Raw genomic sequence first — 20,927 nt, forward strand, 5'->3', positions numbered from 1 at the left:
ATTATAATAGCAGGACTTAGGCATAGTAATCTATTGATGATGACGTTTGTTGTCCAGAACCCTGTATTTGCTTATCTGGTTGCTCACTATTTGTCTCATCTGTAGAGCGATTATTGGCCATTTGCCCTTGTGCATCACCTTCTTGTTGCTGTGCTTGCTCACCTGAGGAATCACCGTAAGAAATACTGCTTTCACCTAGTTCTAAACCTTGCTGCATCAGCATGTCTCTAAGCCTAGGTAACGACTGCTCCAGCGCTTCTTTGGCTTGCTGGTTTTGCACTACAAAGTTGATTTGTGCTTGCTCAGCATCACTTCTAATACGAATTTGCATGCTGCCCATTTCTGGCGGATCTAGGCGAATTTCAGCTTCTTTATTATTAATACTTAACATTGAGCTAACCCGCTCTTGTAGCATTTTTGCCGCATCACTTTTAATAATGTTTAAAGCCTGTAACGTGGCAGGATCAATGCTTACTTGTTTCGCTTGTGCTGTACTTTGTAACTGTCCTGCTTGCAAGCTTTGCGCTTCAATAATAGCTTGTTCGTACCCTAAAGTATCGTATTTAGCGAGACTACTAAGCGACTGTTTGTCAAATATATTAATGATCTGAGAGAAAATTTGTGCTGCACGCGGTGGCATTTGCTCAGCATTAGTGCCGCGCATGCTCTCTTTTTGTAATGCGTCTAACTGTTTGGCAAGCTCTTCAGGGTTATCAGCTACCGATTTTGAACTCTCTAATTTTAGCTCAGGTTTTACATTGGCTGATTCAGTACCAGCCTGTGCTTTTGGCGCTATTGCTCCCGCCAAAGCATTATTTGAAAATAGTGGCTTATCTTTGGCGCTAAACAAGCTGTCCGCGTTAATCGCGGTCTCTAAATCACTGATTACTCCTTTTAGCGAGGTAAGTTCTTTCGTTGATAAAGATTCATTTTTAACGTAATCCTGCAACTGATTGAGTAAGGCCTGTTTTTCTGAGGTAGTTAACGTACTTATTTGTGCATTAATGGTCTGCTGAGGTGTTTGCGGCTTCTCACTTTCACTCACATACTTACTGAGTAATTGCTTTAAATCCGCTAGATTATCTTTATTAATTGGCTTGCTCATCGCATTAAGCTCAGTGGCTAATTCACCTTGCTGAGCAGGTGTTAAATTTGTCAATAATTTATCTGCTTTAATGGCATTATCATCTTTTGATAACAGCGCCAAAACGGAAGCATCTAGCGATGCTTTAATGTTCATAGTCTCGGTCGGCTTATCCGATGGTTTAGCAGCCGCGAGTTCATTTGTAACAGCCTCATACTGTCCGGTTGGGGCAGCTGTAGCTAAAGGTTTCGTGTCAAGCTGTGAAGACTCAGCTGCAGTTTTGCTTGCTGATTCAGAACCTACAGTCTTTTGTGACTGCACAATGGCCGTATCATCAACAATTTCATCACTTGGTAAATTAATAATAATAGGTGCCAGCTTATCTTCAGGCTTAGCGTTTATTTTAACAGCGTCTTTGTCTATTAACTGCGCACCACCATGGGGGTTATTTTTTACTGAGGTATCGATGACTTGTGCCGCATTAATTTGCGCCAGCATATCTTCACCGCTCAAAGGCTTTTCTTCGCTACTTTGCCCTTTTAGATCGGATTGTTGATCTGCTGATTGTTTGTTTGGCGCTTTAGCTTGCGTACTGTGTGTTTCAGAAGCTTGGTTAGCAAGGGCTAATTGATCAAAAAAGCCAGCATCATTACTGCTATCTAGCTTTGTTTTATCACTGTCTTTTTTAACTAAGTATGAGTCTTGCTCAGATACCGCTAACATTGAAATATCATTTATCGCCATAAATCACCTAATAAAAGCGGCAACAGCCCACCGCACAATCCTAAAAATCATTGCTCTTGTAGAATCTAAGCAATTAGCATGCCTACCTTATAGTGCTTTATGCCTTTGATAAAACTGATTAGAGGAAAATTCATCGAGCATTTTTTGCTCACTTTTAGCGGCCAACATATCCGCTTTTATCTGTTGTTTTTCAATTAACTTAGCAACCGCTTTCGCTTTTACTTGTTGCTTTAACCACAAGGTTTTACGCTGGCTAACCACCTGCTTTGCAGTGTTAACAGTGCTTGCTTGTTGACGTATCGCTTCTTCAATCTTAGCAATGAATGCATGATACTGACTAAATCCGGCACTTGATAAACCCGACTGCCCCTTAATATGAAGTTGCTGCGTGTATTCAAGTCGAAAGTCATTTAAGCCCTGCAGCTTTTGCTGATTTACTTGCAAATTTTGATTAGCTTGCAAGTAGCTCATGCGTAACGTTTCTTCTTTTTCGTTTTCAAGCCTGAGCAACAAATGCAGTTTATTTTTTGCCATTATGCTTGTCCTAATAATTGCGCTAGCCCTTGAAGGCCATCATCATAACTAATCACATCACGCATCCCTTGTTGTAAAAATGCGTTCACTCTTGGCATCATGTTTATTGCCTGATCGAGCATTTGATCACTGCCTTTTTGATAAGCGCCCAAGGTGATCATGTCTTTGTTCTGTTGATACATTGAATACACTTGCTTAAGCACCCGAGCTTGTTGCATGTGCGATTCAGACACCACTTGAGGCATAACTCGAGAAATCGATTTTTCTATGTCAATGGCAGGATAATGGCCGCTGTCGGCTAAATCACGCGATAAAACAATATGCCCGTCAAGTATGGCACGTGCAGCATCAGCAATCGGGTCTTGCATGTCATCGCCTTCACTCAGTACGGTAAAAAAGGCAGTAATAGAACCTTGCCCTTCCCCGCCGTTACCCGCTCTTTCCACCAGCGCAGGTAATTTAGCAAATACTGAAGGTGGGTAGCCTTTTGTTGCAGGGGGCTCACCCACAGCCAGCGCGATTTCACGCTGTGCCATAGCATAACGCGTCACCGAGTCGAGTAATAACAACACGTTTAAACCTTGATCTCGAAAATACTCTGCAATGGTTACCGCACTTTCGCAGCCTTTTAATCGCATTAATGGTGAGGCATCAGCGGGGGCTGCAACAACAACTGAACGTTTACGCCCTTCAACACCCAGTATTTCTTCAATAAATTCTTTTACTTCTCGACCACGCTCACCGACTAAACCCACCACAATCACATCGGCTTCACTGCCTCGGGTCATCATGCCTAATAATACTGATTTACCCACACCAGAGCCTGCAAATAAACCCATACGCTGACCTTGGCCTACCGTAATTACTGAGTTAATAGCCCGCACCCCCACATCCATAGGTTTACTAATGGGGCGCCGTGCCAGTGGGTTTATTGCATTTTGAGCAAATTTGAGTGTATGTTCTGCATTAATTTTACCTAAGCCATCTAAAGGTCTGCCTAAGCCGTCTACCACTCGACCAAGTAAGCTCATGCCAACAGGCAAACCTGTGTCATTAACTTGGGGGATAACTCGCGCACCAGGCAGTACGCCTGAAATGTGGTCGTTAGGCATTAAATACAAAGTTTGATCGTTAAAACCAACAATTTCAGCGTCAACAAAGCCGTTCATTGTTTCAATTTTACATTGGCTGCCTACCGGAGCGCGCAAACCTTTGGCTTCCAGTGTTAAACCAACCACACGGGTTAAAACGCCCGCAACCGCAGGCGTTGGAATTTTAATATGCCGTTGGTATTGAGATAAGCGTTCGCTTAATGAAGTATCGCTCACAGACATGACACGCCAATAAAAAGTTAGATACCACTGTTATGCAAAAAGCTATCCAATGTTTCTTTGATACGGGTTTTCAAGGTCATATCTAAAGATGATAACGTTGTTTTAACTTCACAACCGCCCCGCTCTAGAGTGGGTTCTGCAATTAGTTGCCAATGATTATCTTCAATAGCTTGCTCACCATAACTGGTTTTTATTAGCGTTAAGTCATCTGGATGAAGATGAATTTTAACTTTCTGTTGTTCTGCATTGAGTGCATCAATACTTTTTTTCAAAGTATGTAAAATAATATCAGGTGATGTTTTTACTTCTTGATAAATAATCGCTTCACTGAGCATAGTGGCTAGCTGTACCAGCTGTCTTTCTGCTTGCTCGTCCACTTTTTTAAGCGGGTCGCTTAAACTATCTAGTAAGCCACGCAGGCTGGTCAACTGCTCATCAATTAATGGTTTAACGTCTTCTTGACCTTGTGTTTTACCCAGCTCTACACCTTCTTTGTAACCCGCCTCTTTACCCTCGGTTACGCCTTTGTCAAAGCCATCTATATAGCCTTGTTCGTGCCCTTGTTTAAGGCCTTCTTCGTAGGCATCTTGGCGAATACGCTCCAGCTCTACCATAGTTAATGAAGGCAGCTCTGGTTCTTCCGGTTCTTCTACTTGTTCTTTTGCTATTTTTTTACGGTATAGCTCGGCTAAGGGTGTGCCATAAGCCGTAGAGCGATTGCCAAAACTTCGCTCATCGGGAGCAACATCAGGAATTGGCCAATTTTTTAATAACTCATCAGCTTCATCTGCATGTAATGGGCGACCTTTAGAGTGACTCATAGATTATAAGAACTCCTCACCACCGCCACCACCAAGCATAATTTCACCTGAATCAGAAAGGCGACGTGCTGTTGATAAAATTTCTTTTTGCGCCGCTTCTACTTCACTAATGCGCACAGGAGCCATAGCTTCTAAATCATCAGCGAGCATTTCAGCGGCACGTTTTGACATGTTACCCAAAATTTTCTCTTTAAGGGCATCGTCGGTCCCTTTAATGGCTTTCATTAATACATCTTGCGGCACTTCACGCAGGATTGCTTGAATGCCTCTGTTGTCTACATCCATTAAGTTTTCGAAGACAAACATTAAGTCTTGAATTTGTTGCGACATTTCTTCGTCATGCTCACGGATAGAATCCATTAACTGCCCTTCAACATTGGTATCGAGGTAGTTCATAATATCTGCAGCCGCTTTTAAGCCCCCCATCTTCGCAGCTTGTGCGCCTGCTTGACCAGCAAATTGTTTTTCCATAATTTCGTTTAATTCTTGTAAAGCTGCTGGTTGTACTTCTTCTAAATTGGCAATACGCATGGTTAAATCTAGGCGCACTTTTTCAGTAAATTGCGCTAAAATTTCAGCTGATTGTTCAGGCTCTAGGTAAGAGAGAACAATTGTTTGAATTTGTGGATGCTCATTACGAATAATGTTAGCCACCTGTTTAGAGTCCATCCATTTTAATGAATCAAGGCCTTTAGCGCCTGAACCCATCACTATTTGGTCTATCAAGCTGGCGGCTTTATCTTCACCTAATGCGGCTGTAAGTGCTTTTTTGATGAAGTCTTCAGACTGAAAACCTATCGTACTAAAGCTTTGAATTTGTTCAATAAATAAATTATGAACCGCGCTAATTTTAGCTTGTGACAAATCATCGATTGCCGCCATGGCCATACCGACCTTTTGCACTTGTTTTGGCTCTAAGTGCTTTAGGATTTGCGCTGCATCTTCTTCAGATAAGCTCAGCAATAATATCGCCGCTTTATCTACACCATCGAGCTTATCAACATCAAACGCCGCTGGTAGTTGTTTTTGTTCTTGATCAGTCATCTTCTGTTAACCACGCTTTCACTACTTGTGATGATAGTTCTGGTTCATTGGCTACAAGCGCACGAACCGCTTTGAGCAAGTCTTCGTCGCCATGTAGGTCTGGTAAGCGTAGTGTACCATCGCTAGAGAAGCCAACAGAAGCAGAATCAAAGTCATTATTTAGCATATCTAATGTGCTGTCACCAAGGTCAACACCTGAACTAAGAGAGTCTTCATCGTATTCTTCAAGTGTATTATCTGGGTAAATTAAGCGTTTAAGCATAGGTTTAACAACAGCTAATATCAGTACAATAATAACCAGCGCACCTAACACTAAGCGCAACATTTTCATAAACCAGTCTTGTTCCCATAAAGGCAATTCAAAATCAAGCGCTGAGTCTTCACGAACAAATGGTACGGTTACTACTTCAAGAGCATCACCCCGTTGCATATCAAAGCCTACGCCACCTTGTAACAAGCGACGAATATTTGACAGGGCTTCAACCGAGCGTGGCGTCATAGTTGTTTCACCATTTTCACCCACCGTAGGCAGGTAATCAACCGCAACAGAGACGCTTATTCTGCGGATCACTCCAGTTTGCTGACGCTTATGTGAAATAGTGGTATCGAGTTCATAGTTACGAGTGGCTTCTTTGTGAGTTCTACTCGGTGAGGTTGCAGTGCCTGCACCGCCCGCCATCGCATCTTCAGGAATAGTTGAGTTAACTGGTGGCTGATTAGTCAGCGCGCCTGGAATACCAACCGCTAGGCCACCAATATTATTTTCTTCAAAGGTCGTTTCACTTCTTACCGCAGGTAAATCTGGGTTGTAACGTTTTTGTGTTTCTTCTACCGCACTAAAGTCCATACTTAAATCTACTTGTGCGGTGTAATTACCTAATCCAACCACGGGGATCAAAATACTGTCGATTTTTTCTAGGTATTCTTGCTCACGTTTACGTTCTATATCGTATTCTTTACGCGAGCGTGCAGCTAAAGAGGTTTGCGAGCCTGAATTTAATAAACGACCATTTTGATCGGTCACAGTAACGCGCGAAGGCTCAAGCCCTTGTACCGCTGAAGCTATCATATCAACAACCGAGTCAACTTCTTCGCCATCTAGAGAGCGACCGCGTTTAAGAGTAAGTACAACAGTCGCAGAGGGTTTTTTCTCTCTACGGGCAAATACATTTTCTTTGGGAATAGCTAACAATACTTTGGCGCGAGTAACATTATTTAGCTCTTCTATAGTACGGGCAAGTTGTTGCTCACGGCCATGTTTAAGGCGCTCACGTTCTAAACGTTGGCTTACCCCAAACCCCATGTCTTGCATAATAATGTCGCTACCTGATGTAGGCCCTTGATCTAAACCTTCACGGGTCATCAATAACTTGATATTTTGATATTCAGTTTCATCCACCGAGACCACATTGCCATCAAGTTGGTAGTCAATTTTTTGTGCATCTAAAAAGTCGAGTGTTTCTATTAACTCTTCAGTTTGCATTTTACCTAAAGGGCGCATATCTGGCTGACGAGCCCAAATAATAACGAAAATAGCAATGGCTAAACAAATAGCTAATGCAACAATCAGGGTAATTTGACGTAAAACATCAACACCGCCAAGGGCACTGAAATAGCCTGATTTTTGCTCTTGTTGATCTTCGTTTTCACTTTGCTCCATCATGCCATCAGCAAGTGCCAGATCTGTAGATTGATTAGATTGCGCCACAATAATTCTCCACTACCTAATTAAACAGGCATGTTCATAATTTCTTTATAAGACTCAACAAGCTTATTACGAACCTGTACCGTAGCTTCAAATGCCACAGAAGACTTTTGCGAAGCAATCATAGCCTCGGCAAGTGACACGCTTCTGTCGCCATTCTCTACCGCTTTTACTTTTTGCCCTGCGTCTTGCTGAAGTTCATGCACTGTATTAAGGGCATTACTCAACATGTCACCAAACTGTGCTGTAGAGGTTGATTGCACTTGCGTTGGCAAGTTATTAACTTGATTACTACGTGTGGCCTCTGCAGCCATTGATTGCATTTCTTGAAATAAAGCACTGTTTTGAATTTTCATAATTGTCTCTGATAATGCAGTAAACTCTTAAAGAGAATAATGCACAAAACATGCCAAAAATTAAAATCAATTAAAACAACGCTTTAAGTAAAATAATTAAGCAGTCAGAGTTTTGACAGCCCTAAATTCAAGTGATTGAACTTAGGGCTTATGGGGGTTATGCTGGGAGGGAAATACCTAAATCACGCATTTGTGCTAATTTGTAGCGTAAAGTACGCGGGCTAATACCTAAGGTTTCGGCGACCTCTTTACGCTTTCCTTGACAGCGTGCCAAGGTTTCTAAAATAATACGATGTTCTTTATCTTTAAGCTCATCTTTGTAACTACCAGTATCGACGGCTAACAAATCATTTTTTTGCTCATCTACAGGCGCTGCTTTTTCATCATAATAAGCGTTACTGAGACTACTTTTTACAGGCTCAATGTCAGCTTTAGTTTCTGCCACAAAATGCGTTGGGGCTAGATTTTCGATAAAAATAGCATGCTCATCAATACTATTCCCACTGCGTAAAATTAATGCTCGCTGAATAACGTTATCTAGTTCGCGTACGTTACCGGGCCAGCTATGGCTAAGCAGTTTTTGCTCTGCACTGCTATCTAAATACGCCATTGGCTCTTTGCTTTTACTTAAGTGACGTTCAATCAAATGTTTAGCCAACACTATAATGTCCCCTGGGCGCTCACACAGTGGTCGCCACAGCAGTGGGAAAACATTGAGTCGATAGTATAAATCTTCGCGGAACTGGTTTTCAGCAACCGCTTCTTTTAACTCTCGGTTACTTGTGGCAAGCACACGTACATCCAGTGCAATGGTTTTACGACCACCTAAACGCTCAACTTCACGCTCTTGTAGTACACGTAACAGCTTGGCTTGCAGGCCTAAATCCATTTCGGTGATTTCATCAAGTAAAATAGTACCGCCCTGTGCTTGTTCAAACTTACCAGGGCAAGCTTGAATAGCACCGGTAAACGCGCCTTTCTCATAACCAAATAAAGTGGCTTCGAGCATATTTTCAGGAATAGCCGCACAGTTAATCGCTACAAACGGTTCGTTACAGCGTTTTGATTTGTCATGAATATAACGCGCCAGTACTTCTTTACCAGAGCCACTTGGGCCAAGCACCATCACACTGGCATCTGATCGAGCAACTTTACCGGCAAGTTCGAGTAATTGAATACTACTAGGATCGGCGACAATGGGCCCGTCTGTTTCTTTTTCTTTTTCTGGTAAGTAACGACTCACCATATTCAATAGCACTTCTGGTGCAAATGGCTTAGCCATATAATCAATCGCGCCTAAACGCATTGCCTCTACAGCATCATCAATAGTGGCGTAGGCCGTCATCATTAGTACGGGTAAATCAGGGTAATTTAATTTAATACTACGTAATAAATCCAAGCCGCTCATTGCGCCCATTTGTACATCACTGACCACCAATGAAAATACTTCTTTTTTTAGTAGCACCATGGCTTGCTCTGCACTATTGGCCGCCATACAGGCTATACCTGACATTTCAAGCGTATCAATTAATGCTTCACGAAGTCCGGCGTCATCTTCTACAACTAAAATAGTGTTACTCATTGTGACTCCCCTAATTTAGATGTGACACTAATAGGTAGCAACATACTAAAAATTGCTCCCCCTTGTGGGTTGTTGTTTGCTTCAACACGTCCCTGATGTGCACTGGCCACTGAACTTACAACGGCAAGTCCTAAACCAGTACCTTGGCTTTTAGTGGTATAAAAAGGTTCAAATATTTTTTCACTTTGTGCTAAATCAAGCCCAGGGCCATTATCACTAACACTAATGCGGACATAATCAGGGTCTTGCATATCACGCAAAGCACTAAGATGTACTTGTGCGCCACTGCCAATGACTTGAATACTATTATGAATTAGGTTTTGAATTGCGCTAGCCAATGCTGTTTTGTTACCCATAATTTCAATATCGGGTTCAGGTAAGCTCACATTTAATTCGCTATCATTGAGCGCTACCATAGCATCGACACCGGTTTTAACTTCACTTAGTAGCTGTTGCATCGACACTTGCTCAACAACTTGCTGATCACCACTTTTAGCAAATAACAGCATGTCGTTTACTTGGGTTTCTAAATCTTTTAAACGTGACATTAATTTAGTATGAAAACTGCCGCGAGACGCTTCGGGTAAGCGTTTTGAGCCTAAATTTGCGGCATACAACATAGCCGCTGATAACGGTGTGCGTACTTGATGAGCTAAAGACGCAACCATTTTACCTAAGGCACTTAAACGCTGCATATGCGCGACTCGCTTTTGTAAGCGTCGGGTTTCGGTTAAATCGGTCATTAGTATAAGTTGCCCAGGCTCTGGCGCAAGTGCAGTAATATCGAGCTTTATTAAGCGTCCATCTTTTAACGACACTTCATGACCATCATCTTGATGAGGACGAAATGAGCGCTGAATAACGCTAAACCACTTCTCACCTTCTAATGGCTCGCCGAGCATATCGATAGCTATTTGGTTTGCCTTAGCGATCATTCCTTTACCATCGAGTACAATCACGCCCGCAGGCATGGTATCAACCAGATGAGAGAGCCAACTTGCTTGTTGACGCAAATCACTCAACTCACCAACATACTCCTCTTGCAGTAAACATGGGTTATACTGATTAGCAGAAATAAACTGAGGTTTTAGCACACTTGCAAGGGCCATAATCAACTCTCTAAAATAATGTAGATACACTGGCTAATGCACAATATGTACCAAAATTATTTTCTTATAATATCAACAACTTAAACGATTAAAATACGTGTCGTAAAAATGACGCGCTAAGGAATAAGTATGAAAGAAGAAGCTCAGTATCGCTGTCCATGGTTAGATACTTCAAAACCAGACTACGTGGATTACCATGACCATGAATGGGGCGTACCTGTGTATGACGATCACCTACTTTTTGAGTGTTTAACCTTAGAATCGGCACAAGCAGGGTTAAGTTGGTACACCATATTAAAAAAGCGCGCTAATTATAAAAACGCCTTTGCAAACTTTGATGTAAATAAAGTAGCGGCCTTTACTGAGCAGGACCTAGAAACATTAATGCAAAATCAGGGAATTGTTCGCAACCGCTTAAAAATAGCCGCAGCAATTAATAATGCAAAGTGCTTCATAGCTATTCAAAAAGAGTTTGGCAGCTTTAGTGATTACCAGTGGCGGTTTGTTGGCAATAAACCTCAGGTAAACGATTTAGAGACGCTTGCGGATTACCCTGCAGTTACTGAAGCATCAACGTTATTTGCAAAAGATTTAAAAAAGCGCGGTTTTAAGTTTTTAGGCCCAACCACAGTGTATGCCTACATGCAGGCGTGCGGTATGGTTAACGATCATAGTAATAATTGTTTTAGAAAAGAAGAAGTTAAAAAACTCGGCTAGGAGCGGGTTTCGGGTTACGAGACGCGAGGTTAACCCGCTGACAAGTATAGCGCTGAGTTTGCATTAAACGCGGTGTTTATTTTTTCTAACCTAACACCTAACACCTAGCGCCTAGTACCTAGCACATGCACTTAGCTCTCAATCTCTCGACAGGTTATATTTTTTCATTTTTTCGACCAGAGTGGTTCGTCTTACACCAAGTACTTCAGCAGCACGGGCGACAACGTAATCAAAGCGCTCTAATGCCTGTGTGATTAAGTTAATTTCAAGCTCAGCTAAGTACTCTTTAAGCTCAATACCTTCATCGGGCAATAAACCAGGTGCGGCTTGAACAAAATCATCTTCTAGATCTATTTCATCTTCGCTAAATCCGCCACTAAAAATATCATTAAAAGCATCACGCTCCATCAGCTCTTCTGGGTACTGTGGCTCATAGGCTTCAACTTCAATGTAGCGGTATTTATTAGGTAAGTCAGGAACATCCACCACCTTATCTGGAAACATAATAACCATGCGTTCAACAAGGTTCGCCAGCTCACGAATATTACCCGGCCAAGCATGTTCTTTTAAACTATCAATAGCACGCTCTGTAAACTTAGCCGTAGTACCGCTTTGCTCATTTACGCGGCGCATAAGCTCTTTAAGTAGTAATGGTATGTCTTCTGCGCGTTGAGCAAGAGATGGACTCTCAATAGGAAAAACATTTAAGCGATAGTATAAATCTTCTCTAAATGAGCCTTTTTCTATCATGCTTTCAAGGTCACGGTGGGTTGCAGCAATCACACGCACATCAGCTTGGATCGCTTTGGTACCACCAACGCGCTCATAGCTACGCTCTTGGAGCACTCGCAGTAACTTAACCTGCATTTGCAGTGGCATATCCCCTATTTCATCTAAAAATAGCGTGCCACCTTGCGCTAACTCAAAACGGCCTTTTCGTGCTGAAATAGCCCCAGTAAACGCGCCTTTTTCATGACCAAATAGTTCACTTTCTAGTAGCTCTGCAGGAATTGCCCCACAGTTTACTGGTACAAATGGGCCTTTATTACGTTTAGAAAGCAAATGTACGTTACGGGCGACTACTTCTTTACCTGTGCCCGACTCACCTAAAATAAGTACGTTAGCATCGGTTTTAGCAACTTGAGTAATTAAAAAGCGTAAATCCTTCACGGCTTTGGTTTCACCTACAAGGCCATCAAAGGTACTTTTTTCTTTATTGTGCTGATGCTCATGAGGGAGCATACGCTGATATTGCTGACAATCATGTAGTAACTGGGTAGTAACTTCATGAGTAAATGGCTCACAAATTAGTCCAACAACATTAGCCAAACTCAACAAAGGTTTAAGCGTTTCACCTATCAGTAAAAAAGGAAATGTTGGGTATCGTTTAATTAAACTTTCATGATCTAAAGACTGCAAAGCACCTAACACCACAATACATTCTTTGTTTTGATAGTGGCTACATGCCTGTTCAAAGTCAGCTTCAGTTTGCAATTGTACCGCTTCACCAATAAAAGTAAGGGATGCATATAATCCAATAGAGCGATTGTTATTATTATCTAAAATTAAGATCATCTTTAGCGAGCCATTTATTTCACTAATTTGTTTTATTAATCAAATTGTAAGCCAGTTGGATTTTGATGCAAGTAATAGCGGCGATTTTTTGACATTAACGCCAAAAAACAGACACATCAAATAAAAACCACCCCTAAAAGCTAGGTAATTAGTACTAGAATGAAAATAATTAGTTAACAAAATGCTGCCACCCTCTTTATTAAGCAAGTTCATCCTGTATTGTTATTATATTTATAATTAATTTAAATTGTTTACTTAAGTTGTGACCATAAATGCCGATAACAAGTTATACAAAAAATGTTTGGCATTATAATTGCTTTCATTTAGTCACTTTTTTATTTAGCTAAATTTAGGACTTCCCCATGGCTCATGCTTCGTTAAAAAAATATTCTCAAGTTCGTACCAGCAGCATCGCCGAAATGGCACCGTATGAACAAATAAATCTAATTTTTAGTAACATAATTGGTCGCTTGGCCGCGACTAAAGGTTTTATTGAACGCAAAGAAATAGCAAAAAAAGGCGAAAACATCTCTGCCTGTATTTTACTATTAGGTGCACTGCAAGATGCGCTTAATTTAAAAGTAGAACAAGACCCGAGTATTTCGGATAATTTATTGGCTCTTTATGATTATTGTCAGCGTCGTTTAACGCAAGCGAACATAAACAACGATATTGAAGCGATTACTGAAGTATCAAGCATTGTTAAAGAAATTAAAGAAGGTTGGGAGGGTATTCCTGCCGACCAACGTATGCCGGCTATTTAATAACTATGCCAAAAAAGTCAACACAAGCCGCAGAGCAAATTAAACAATTACTCTGCGAGCTTCAAGCTCAAGTTAATAGCAACAGGGCCGATGGTGCTGCTAATTCGCTTGAGTTATTAAATAAACACTTAGTAAATTGGTGCGAAAGTACCTCACCGCCAAGTGTTGATGAGTTAAGTGTACTGCAAACGCAAATTAATATGATTTTAGCAACCGCAGAAAACCAAAAAGTAGAGTCGTTTAATGCGATACTCAAACATAAAAAGTCGGATAAAGCCATAAACGCTTATAAGTCGACTTAACAGTAAAAACCAACCCTTAGCATACCATCACCAAGCACACTAAGTGGCACACAATAAAAAGGCCGCTAAGTTAAATACTTAGCGGCCTTTTTAAATCAATAATACATATTATTTAGACTGCCTTACCACACCTGGCATATTGTCTAACTGCGCTTGAATATAGCTACTGGTAGAGTTTAAGCCTGCCACCAATAAATCCATACTATTGTACTGCGCATACAAGCGCGACTCTAGTGACTCCATTTTACGCGCAAACGACACGCGCTCGTCATCAATATCGCGCAGCTGCCCTTCTTTACTTTCTATTCTGTTTTGAATTAAACCATCTGACTTAGTATAAAAGTTCATTAACTCATCAAACGATTGGGCAAAGCCGCCTTCGTCTTTATTTTCACCAATAAAAAACTGTTGCACTAAATCAACATCATTTTTTACTTGCTCATCTAAGCGTTCGCTATCTAAGCTTAATTTACCATAGCGGTCGGCTTCTACACCTAACTGCGACAACGACAAAGAGTTACCATCGCCCAAATCAACACTGTTGGTAATTTCTTGCCTTAACTTTGACATAACACCGCGCAGCAGAGAATCACCCGCCATTACGCCTGCGCCATCTTCGCCAGATTTACCTAAGTTTTTACTCAGCTCTAACAGCTCATTGTAACTTTTAACAAACCCATCAAGTCCAGCTTTAATATTATTATTGTTTTCTTTTACTGTTAATGTACTTACGTCATCATCAATACCTTGGGTTTTTTTAGCCGTAATATCTACGCCATCAATAACACTTTTAAACTCGTTCGTACTACTTGAAGCAATTAAAGTACCATCAATGGTTATTTGAGCATTTTGCGCCGCATTTACCTCAGTTAAATTAGTCGTATGGTTTGCAGGGTCCGCATCAGACACGTCATAGGCTAAGCGAGAGAGCCCGCCTACATCGGTATTGTTACCATCGCTATCTTGTACGGTAATGGTAATGGCGTTTTCTTCACCGGTTTGTTTACTGGTTAAAACCAAATGTTGACCTGCATCACTGGTTACTATCGTTGCTACCACAGAGTCATTAGAGTCAGAGCCAGTGTATGGGCCGTTATTTATTTGGTCTCTTAAATCTTCCAGTGTATTAGTAGGCGACAGCACAGTCGAAAAACTGTTATCTCCAGAGCCAATAGTAATCACACCACCACCAATCGCCTCATCGGCAGCAAATGCAGGAGACGATAACTTATGGGCTTGTGCCAGTGCATCAACTTTTACATTATAACTGCCTGGCTCGGCGTCTTTGTTTGAGCTAAGAGATATAAAATCATCATTACCCGATGCTGTGCGCTTTTGGTAGTTATCGACCTTGCCAAGCGCGGTCATAGATTCTTGCACTTTTACAAGTGCCGCCTTAAGTGCCCCAGCGGCAGAAATATCTGTGGTTAAATTACCCTCTTTTCTATTTAAACGCGATTCAAAAGGGGCTTTTTCGGCATTTACCAATGCACCTACAATTTCTGATACTTGTAAGCCTGAGCCTAACCCTGTAAACGAAATAGCCATATTACCCTCTTTAATAACTATTTAAATGAAAAATTAAGCCACCATTTAGGCGCTATACAGTGTGATCTATCAATAAGCCCGCAGTTTCAGATAACTTAGACACTAAATTTAACACCTCTTCCGATGGATATTGTTTAATAATATCGCCAGTGTCTTTATCTAGCACTTTAATTACATCGCGGCCAGAGTCCTCGTCTACCTGAAACTGTAAGCTACGGTTCATTTCACCCATAAACTCCTGCAATTGCTGCGCCATTTTTTCTAGTTGTTCACGCTCTAACGGCTGAGCAGTTACTTCTTGGTTATTTTTTTCGTATTGATTTTGCTGTAATCGTTGCTGATTTTGTGTATCAGCTTGCTTTACATCGTCAACAGCGCGTTCGGTTAGCGAACTAGCCGCTTGACCAACTACTTTATCTTCACTCGCAAGCGGAGTTGGTAATGTAACTTCTGCATTGGAATTAATGGTATTCATAACAGATTCCTATTTATTAGTTAATTAAACAATAGCTCAATTAAAACCCTTAAACCACAAAAGGAGGTAGCTAAAGCCACCTCCTTTTTTGTAAAACTAATACTGACTTTATGTACTAGCTAGCTAACTAACCATTAAGCTATTGCTTTAACTTATTAACCTAATAAGCTAAGTGCTGCTTGTGGTAACTGGTTCGCTTGCGATAAGATTGACGTACCTGCTTGTTGCAAGATTTGGTTCTTCGTCATGTTAGCTGTTTCGGTTGCAAAGTCAGTATCTTGAATACGGCTACGTGACGCAGATACATTTTCTTGAATGTTTGCAAGGTTACTAATAGTGTGACCAAAACGGTTTTGTACCGCACCTAAATCGGCACGTTGACTATCTATTTGCGCAAGCGCATCATCAATTACATCAATTGCACTTTGTGAACCTAGCTCTGTTGTTAAATCAATATCTTCAACAGTATCGCCTGTGGCTGCAACAGTAACAGGACCTGCAGCGCCATCAGTTACAGTAAAATCAGCTTTTGAAGATAAAGTAACAACTTCCGTTGTAGCTGAAGCTGTCGCTGCAGTTACTGGAGTTCCTGTTTCATTCAGGTCGGTCTCATTTGGAGTCGAAGCGCTATCAGTAAATTTTGCTGCAGCAGCAGTACCTGTACCTGCACCTGAAAAAGCAGTCAGTGCAATAGGAGCCCCTGCAGCATTTGTGATTGTGATTGTACCTGAATCATTAACTGCTGTGTAACCATCTATATCATTTATTGAAGCTGCAAGTGAATCAGCATCAGTACCAGTTACATTATTAGACCCATCCAATGTAAAATCGATTGTGCCGCCATCAAAGTTCATAGCTGAAAGAGTTGCAGTTGTAACATCAGCAACTGCTGCTGTTACACCATGGTCACCTGTTGTTGCATTAATCGCTGCCGCTTTACCGGCTGCGTCTGATGCACCTGAAGCATCTACATCGTAAGTTTCACCACCTACTGCAAATGAAACGCTTCCAGCTGTAGCAGTGATGTTAGTAGTTGCTTCTAATGAACCAATTTTATCTGCTGCTGTGCTACTTAAGCTAATAGAGATAGTTTCATTGGCATTTGAGCCAATTTGGAAGTTTCTTGAACCAAAATCTCCATTTAATAACTGCTGACCACCAAATGAAGTGGTATCAGAAATACGAGTTAGCTCGTCTTGCAGGGCAACAACTTCTTTTTGCAGTGACTCACGATCTTCTGTTGAATTTGAACCATTCGCTGATTGAAGTGCTAGTTCACGCATACGTTGCAAAATGTTTGTTGACTCTTGCATTGAACCTTCAGCAGTTTGCGCCATAGAAATACCATCGTTAGCGTTACGCTGCGCTACACCTAAACCATTAATTTGCGATGTTAAACGGTTAGATATTTGCAGGCCTGCCGCATCATCTTTTGCGCTATTGATACGCATACCTGATGATAAACGTTCCATTGATGTTGCTAAATTAGAACCTGATTGAGACAGGTTACGTTGAGCGTTTAGTGAAGATACGTTTGTGTTTACTGAAATCATAATAAAACTCCTGATTACTTTCGTAATGTTGCTATTTTAATTTAACCAAGAGCTGTCACAAATGTATGCTCAGCTCCGTACTGATTAAGTTAACGGCAGGAGATAAATTAACTTTAGGAGTATTTTTAAAATAAATTAGTTTATTTACTCAGAAAAAGCTAACTGACTGTTTTAAAATTAAAAATAGTTATTTGTTAATTTTTATAACGCATAAATTTATGCTCTAAATAATTTTTACTATCTCAAAAAACAAAAAAAACGCACTTCAAATTGAAGTACGTTTATATAAACAGCTATTAACAAGCTGAATAATTAGCCACCTAATAAACTAATGGCTGCTTGTGGTATTTGGTTTGCTTGCGAAAGTATTGACGTACCCGCTTGTTGTAATATTTGGTTTTTAGTCATTTGTGCAGTTTCGGTCGCAAAGTCTGTATCTTGAATACGACTACGTGACGCAGATACATTTTCTTGAATATTAGCAAGGTTACTAATTGTATGACCAAAACGATTTTGTATAGCACCTAAATCAGCACGCTGATCATCAATTTTCTTGAGGGCGGTATCGATTGAAGCAATCGCGCTTTGTGCTCCAAAGCCATCATCAGCACTAATATCAATCGTGTTAATATTTTCAGATACAGTAAATGTGTTTATTAAGCCAATCGTACCAGCTGCAGATGTCGTTGGTACAACACCTGCATCGCTTGCAATATCACTTCCTATTGCTACTGCACCTACAGTATTATCCGCATAAAACTCTATTGCACCATTTTTATCAAATCGAGCATGTACACCCTGTTCATTTAATGTTGCATTAGCAGCATTTACGAAATCCTCAGCTGAATCTCCAGCCGAAATACTTAGTTCGGTACTAACAGTATCAATAACGAAAGTTAACTTTTCATCAACAGCACCTATTTTAGTTGAGTCAAACGCTGTAAAACTCAATGTTTTTGCTTTTTCCTCACCTAAATCTTTAGCCCTGAAACTACCTAAAGTCATATCAATCGTTTCATTTGCATTAGCACCTACCTGAAACGATTTAGTTCCATAGTTTCCATTAAGTAAATTTTGACCGCCGAATGATGTAGTATCAGCTATTCTAGTTAACTCTTCTTGTAATGCTGACACTTCTTTTTGTAATGAATCACGATCATCAGATGAATTTGAACCATTTGCTGATTGTAATGCAAGCTCTCGCATACGCTGTAAAATACTAGTTGACTCTTGAAGCGCACCTTCAGCCGTCTGCGCCATCGAAATACCATCGTTTGCGTTACGTTGAGCTACAGCTAAGCCATTTATTTGCGAGGTTAAACGGTTTGAAATTTGCAAACCTGCCGCATCATCTTTTGCGCTATTTATACGCATACCTGATGACAAACGCTCCATTGACGTTGCTAGGCCTTCGCCAGATTTTGTTAAGTTACGTTGTGCGTTTATTGACGACACATTAGTATTTACTGTTAATGCCATTTTACCATCTCCGAGTGTTGAACAGGGTGTGGTTCAAAATGCTTTTGCAGGAACCACTATTAGATGTAGTTAATAAAGCAGGTTTTGTGCCAACTCACCTAACAAACTCAACGCATTGTTTTTAATGCAAAATATAAAAATTAAATTGGATTTTAGAGTAAAAGTGAGCTTTATAATGGAAAGTTAATAAATAGTGACGTTTTTTTGCCGCTTGGTTAGTGGGAATATTCGGGGGCGATTACCGGGGTATAACATGTTTTTACTTTAGTGTATTTGGCTCTCTACAGCGTAGCGCCCTCTTAGCTTTTTTGTGAGTAAAGCATTTAAATATTATTGTGCACAAAGAGAAAAAAATGAGGATAAATGAGAACTAAATTGAAAAACTCGGAAACACATAATTGAGTGCTTTTTTCTTCTCTAAAGCGTAGCGCCCTCATAACCTTTTTGTGAATAAAGCATTTAAATATTACTGTGTACAAAGAGAAAACAATGAGAGTAAATGAGGAGTAACTTAAACACATAATTTATGTGTTTTTCTTCTCTAAAGCGTAGCGCCCTCTTAGCCTTTTTGTGAATAAAGCATTTAAATATTACTGTGCACAAAGAGCAAACAATGAGGGTAAATGAGGAGTAACTTAAACAGGTAATTTATATGTTTTTCTTCTCTAAAGCGTAGCGCCCTCATAACCTCTTTGTGAATAAATTCACTTAAATCCATTTGCACAAAAAGCAGTAAATGACAAAAACTAAAGGTGTCAGATAGTCGATAACCAAAAAGCGCGGTATATAACCGCGCCTCCATCAACAAAAACGCCTAGCTTGGCTTGTTTTTGTCTAAAACCTGATACCTGATACCTAAAACCTGCTCTTTCACACCGTTCTTGGTTAATTTTTGCCTAAAACCTGATACCTGATACCTGACACCTAAAACCTGCTCTTAACCTTTAAATATAATCAAATAACGAGAGTTTGGCTAAGCGGCCAAAGGTGGCTTGCGATGCTTGTAGTGCGGTTTCTTGCTGAGTGAGTTCGCTAATTGCAGCAGCCATATCTACTTCAAGCAGGCTTGAACGATTACTTTGATTTTGAATGTCTAACGCAGAGTTAGAGTCGGTTACTCTTTCTAGCACATTCATCCGCCCACCTAAACTCGCTTGGGTAAACACAACTTGTTCGCTGGCGTTTTGCAGCTGCGTTACGCCATCGTTAAGTACTTGCTGAAAATCATCCCCCGCAAGCGTGCCATTATTTAAACCTGTAATTAAACCCTGCAGTGTATTAAGTACGTTTTCTTTATGAGGTGGCTCTAGGCTAAAATCAAGCTGCCCAGGTGCTGCGCCGGTTAGCTGAATTTTCATTCCGGCAAACTCTATTGGCTCGTCGGTTACATTACCGCTAACTGGTGGTATTTGCGCTACTCCATCACGTAAAATTTCATACTGATCCGGATCGCCAGGGTTAGCACCAGCAGTAACCACTACATTAAAAGTATTTGCTGTGGCTGACACTAAAGGGTCTGGATCAGGGTTATATTGCTCTTTATGAAACTGATCGAAAACACCTTGTTTATCTACATAAACAGAACCCGTAAGCGTACTTGATGCATCGCCTGTGTTAGATGCTACATCGAGGCGTGCATTGGTTTTTTCAAAGGTGTCGTAGCCGTTGTCGCTAGATTTAATCGACACACCTTCGGCAATAGTAATTTTATGCTGGCCTTGATCGCCTTGGTAATTGTACTTGCCGCTAGCGGCATCAAACTGATACGGTTGCGTGCTGTCTTGGTAGCCTGAAAATATGTATTTACCGTCTTCTGAACGGGTGTTCATTAAATTAGCTAACGTTTTTTGTATTTCGGTTAGCTCCGACGCTAACGACTTTAAGTCGTCTTTACTGTATGCGCCATTACCTGCTTTTAAGGCAATATCTTTAGCTGCTTGAATACTTTCGTTAATACCTTGCAGTACGCTTTCTTCGGTTTTGAGTCGGCCATTGAGCTGGTTAATGTTTTTTGTATATTGCTCATTACTTTGTATTTTATTGGTATACAGCATAGCTTGCGATATATCGGCAGGCGCTTCTGAGGTAGATAAATACTTTTGCCCGGTATTTACTCGCTCTTGTGCGTTTGCTACGCCATTTTGATTTTGTAGTATTTTATTAATGCTATTTTGATACATTAAGTTATTTGATAAACGCAT

Annotated in this window: 18 protein-coding genes; 3 read left to right on the forward strand and 15 right to left on the reverse strand. The window is 40.7% G+C overall.

The genetic code is table 11. The features are described 5' to 3' along the window. Window positions 1-16 precede the first annotated feature (16 nt). From QMA00_RS00345 to QMA00_RS00385, 9 genes are all read right to left on the reverse strand, one after another. Window positions 17-1,828 (reverse strand): flagellar hook-length control protein FliK, encoded by a 1,812-nt coding sequence (locus QMA00_RS00345; RefSeq protein WP_138563530.1) that lies wholly within the window; start codon window positions 1,826-1,828, stop codon window positions 17-19. Window positions 1,829-1,915: 87 nt separating this feature from the next. Then, window positions 1,916-2,362, reverse strand: coding sequence for a flagellar export protein FliJ (gene fliJ, locus QMA00_RS00350; protein WP_008112186.1), 447 nt, complete (start codon window positions 2,360-2,362; stop codon window positions 1,916-1,918). Then, window positions 2,362-3,696 (reverse strand): flagellar protein export ATPase FliI, encoded by a 1,335-nt coding sequence (gene fliI, locus QMA00_RS00355; protein WP_076920613.1) that lies wholly within the window; start codon window positions 3,694-3,696, stop codon window positions 2,362-2,364. Before fliI ends, fliJ begins: the two co-directional genes overlap by 1 nt. 17 nt (window positions 3,697-3,713) lie before the next feature. Further along, entirely contained in the window at window positions 3,714-4,517 is an 804-nt protein-coding gene (fliH, locus tag QMA00_RS00360) for a flagellar assembly protein FliH (protein ID WP_290155426.1), read from the reverse strand. A gap of 3 nt (window positions 4,518-4,520) precedes the next feature. Further along, window positions 4,521-5,561, reverse strand: a complete 1,041-nt coding sequence (fliG, locus tag QMA00_RS00365; RefSeq protein ID WP_036981734.1) for a flagellar motor switch protein FliG — start codon at window positions 5,559-5,561, stop codon at window positions 4,521-4,523. After that, on the reverse strand, window positions 5,554-7,269 hold the full coding sequence (gene fliF / locus QMA00_RS00370; RefSeq protein WP_069438712.1) for a flagellar basal-body MS-ring/collar protein FliF: 1,716 nt from the start codon (window positions 7,267-7,269) through the stop codon (window positions 5,554-5,556). Before fliF ends, fliG begins: the two co-directional genes overlap by 8 nt. Before the next feature lie 20 nt (window positions 7,270-7,289). Further along, on the reverse strand, window positions 7,290-7,622 hold the full coding sequence (gene fliE, locus QMA00_RS00375) for a flagellar hook-basal body complex protein FliE (RefSeq protein ID WP_008112177.1): 333 nt from the start codon (window positions 7,620-7,622) through the stop codon (window positions 7,290-7,292). A 157-nt stretch (window positions 7,623-7,779) separates the two neighbouring features. Then, window positions 7,780-9,204, reverse strand: a complete 1,425-nt coding sequence (locus tag QMA00_RS00380) for a sigma-54 dependent transcriptional regulator (protein ID WP_290155428.1) — start codon at window positions 9,202-9,204, stop codon at window positions 7,780-7,782. Then, on the reverse strand, window positions 9,201-10,313 hold the full coding sequence (locus QMA00_RS00385) for an ATP-binding protein (RefSeq protein WP_290155430.1): 1,113 nt from the start codon (window positions 10,311-10,313) through the stop codon (window positions 9,201-9,203). Before QMA00_RS00385 ends, QMA00_RS00380 begins: the two co-directional genes overlap by 4 nt. A 129-nt stretch (window positions 10,314-10,442) precedes the next feature. On the opposite strand from QMA00_RS00385, the gene QMA00_RS00390 reads away from it, so the two are divergent. Continuing rightward, a complete protein-coding gene (locus QMA00_RS00390; RefSeq protein WP_076920617.1) occupies window positions 10,443-11,030 on the forward strand; it encodes a DNA-3-methyladenine glycosylase I in 588 nt (195 codons plus the stop codon). Window positions 11,031-11,168: 138 nt separating this feature from the next. On the opposite strand, the gene QMA00_RS00395 is transcribed toward QMA00_RS00390, so the two are convergent. Continuing rightward, entirely contained in the window at window positions 11,169-12,605 is a 1,437-nt protein-coding gene (locus QMA00_RS00395; protein ID WP_290155431.1) for a sigma-54-dependent Fis family transcriptional regulator, read from the reverse strand. A 362-nt stretch (window positions 12,606-12,967) separates the two neighbouring features. Between QMA00_RS00395 and fliS the strand changes: the two genes are divergently transcribed. Then, complete coding sequence (gene fliS / locus QMA00_RS00400; RefSeq protein ID WP_290155432.1) at window positions 12,968-13,369, forward strand: flagellar export chaperone FliS; 402 nt, start codon at window positions 12,968-12,970, stop codon at window positions 13,367-13,369. A gap of 5 nt (window positions 13,370-13,374) precedes the next feature. Next, window positions 13,375-13,671: a hypothetical protein gene (locus QMA00_RS00405; RefSeq protein ID WP_069438718.1), complete on the forward strand. Its 297-nt coding sequence runs from the start codon at window positions 13,375-13,377 to the stop codon at window positions 13,669-13,671. 108 nt (window positions 13,672-13,779) lie between these two features. Here QMA00_RS00405 and fliD read toward each other — a convergent pair whose 3' ends face one another. From fliD to flgL, 5 genes are all read right to left on the reverse strand, one after another. After that, complete coding sequence (gene fliD, locus QMA00_RS00410) at window positions 13,780-15,219, reverse strand: flagellar filament capping protein FliD (RefSeq protein ID WP_290155435.1); 1,440 nt, start codon at window positions 15,217-15,219, stop codon at window positions 13,780-13,782. Between the two features lie 52 nt (window positions 15,220-15,271). Next, window positions 15,272-15,694 (reverse strand): flagellar protein FlaG, encoded by a 423-nt coding sequence (locus QMA00_RS00415; protein WP_290155436.1) that lies wholly within the window; start codon window positions 15,692-15,694, stop codon window positions 15,272-15,274. 155 nt (window positions 15,695-15,849) lie between these two features. Then, entirely contained in the window at window positions 15,850-17,250 is a 1,401-nt protein-coding gene (locus QMA00_RS00420; RefSeq protein ID WP_290155480.1) for a flagellin, read from the reverse strand. A 309-nt stretch (window positions 17,251-17,559) separates the two neighbouring features. After that, window positions 17,560-18,726: a flagellin gene (locus QMA00_RS00425; protein ID WP_290155438.1), complete on the reverse strand. Its 1,167-nt coding sequence runs from the start codon at window positions 18,724-18,726 to the stop codon at window positions 17,560-17,562. Window positions 18,727-19,670: 944 nt separating this feature from the next. Next, window positions 19,671-20,927 carry a flagellar hook-associated protein FlgL gene (gene flgL / locus QMA00_RS00430; protein WP_290155440.1) on the reverse strand — a complete coding sequence of 419 codons (1,257 nt, stop codon included), beginning with the start codon at window positions 20,925-20,927 and terminating at the stop codon, window positions 19,671-19,673.

It is taken from the genome of Pseudoalteromonas sp. APC 3694 (genome assembly GCF_030407565.1).
GTDB classification, from domain to species: domain Bacteria; phylum Pseudomonadota; class Gammaproteobacteria; order Enterobacterales; family Alteromonadaceae; genus Pseudoalteromonas; species Pseudoalteromonas tetraodonis.

Bases quoted from the DNA above. Each gene is read 5' to 3' on its own strand.
- QMA00_RS00345 (WP_138563530.1), bottom strand. From the start codon at position 1,828: ATGGCGATAAATGATATTTCAATGTTAGCGGTATCTGAGCAAGACTCA.
- fliJ (WP_008112186.1), bottom strand. From the start codon at position 2,362: ATGGCAAAAAATAAACTGCATTTGTTGCTCAGGCTTGAAAACGAAAAA.
- fliI (WP_076920613.1), bottom strand. From the start codon at position 3,696: ATGTCTGTGAGCGATACTTCATTAAGCGAACGCTTATCTCAATACCAA.
- fliH (WP_290155426.1), bottom strand. From the start codon at position 4,517: ATGAGTCACTCTAAAGGTCGCCCATTACATGCAGATGAAGCTGATGAG.
- fliG (WP_036981734.1), bottom strand. From the start codon at position 5,561: ATGACTGATCAAGAACAAAAACAACTACCAGCGGCGTTTGATGTTGAT.
- fliE (WP_008112177.1), bottom strand. From the start codon at position 7,622: ATGAAAATTCAAAACAGTGCTTTATTTCAAGAAATGCAATCAATGGCT.
- QMA00_RS00380 (WP_290155428.1), bottom strand. From the start codon at position 9,204: ATGAGTAACACTATTTTAGTTGTAGAAGATGACGCCGGACTTCGTGAA.
- QMA00_RS00385 (WP_290155430.1), bottom strand. From the start codon at position 10,313: ATGGCCCTTGCAAGTGTGCTAAAACCTCAGTTTATTTCTGCTAATCAG.
- QMA00_RS00390 (WP_076920617.1), top strand. From the start codon at position 10,443: ATGAAAGAAGAAGCTCAGTATCGCTGTCCATGGTTAGATACTTCAAAA.
- QMA00_RS00395 (WP_290155431.1), bottom strand. From the start codon at position 12,605: ATGATCTTAATTTTAGATAATAATAACAATCGCTCTATTGGATTATAT.
- fliS (WP_290155432.1), top strand. From the start codon at position 12,968: ATGGCTCATGCTTCGTTAAAAAAATATTCTCAAGTTCGTACCAGCAGC.
- QMA00_RS00405 (WP_069438718.1), top strand. From the start codon at position 13,375: ATGCCAAAAAAGTCAACACAAGCCGCAGAGCAAATTAAACAATTACTC.
- fliD (WP_290155435.1), bottom strand. From the start codon at position 15,219: ATGGCTATTTCGTTTACAGGGTTAGGCTCAGGCTTACAAGTATCAGAA.
- QMA00_RS00415 (WP_290155436.1), bottom strand. From the start codon at position 15,694: ATGAATACCATTAATTCCAATGCAGAAGTTACATTACCAACTCCGCTT.
- QMA00_RS00425 (WP_290155438.1), bottom strand. From the start codon at position 18,726: ATGGCATTAACAGTAAATACTAATGTGTCGTCAATAAACGCACAACGT.
- flgL (WP_290155440.1), bottom strand. From the start codon at position 20,927: ATGCGTTTATCAAATAACTTAATGTATCAAAATAGCATTAATAAAATA.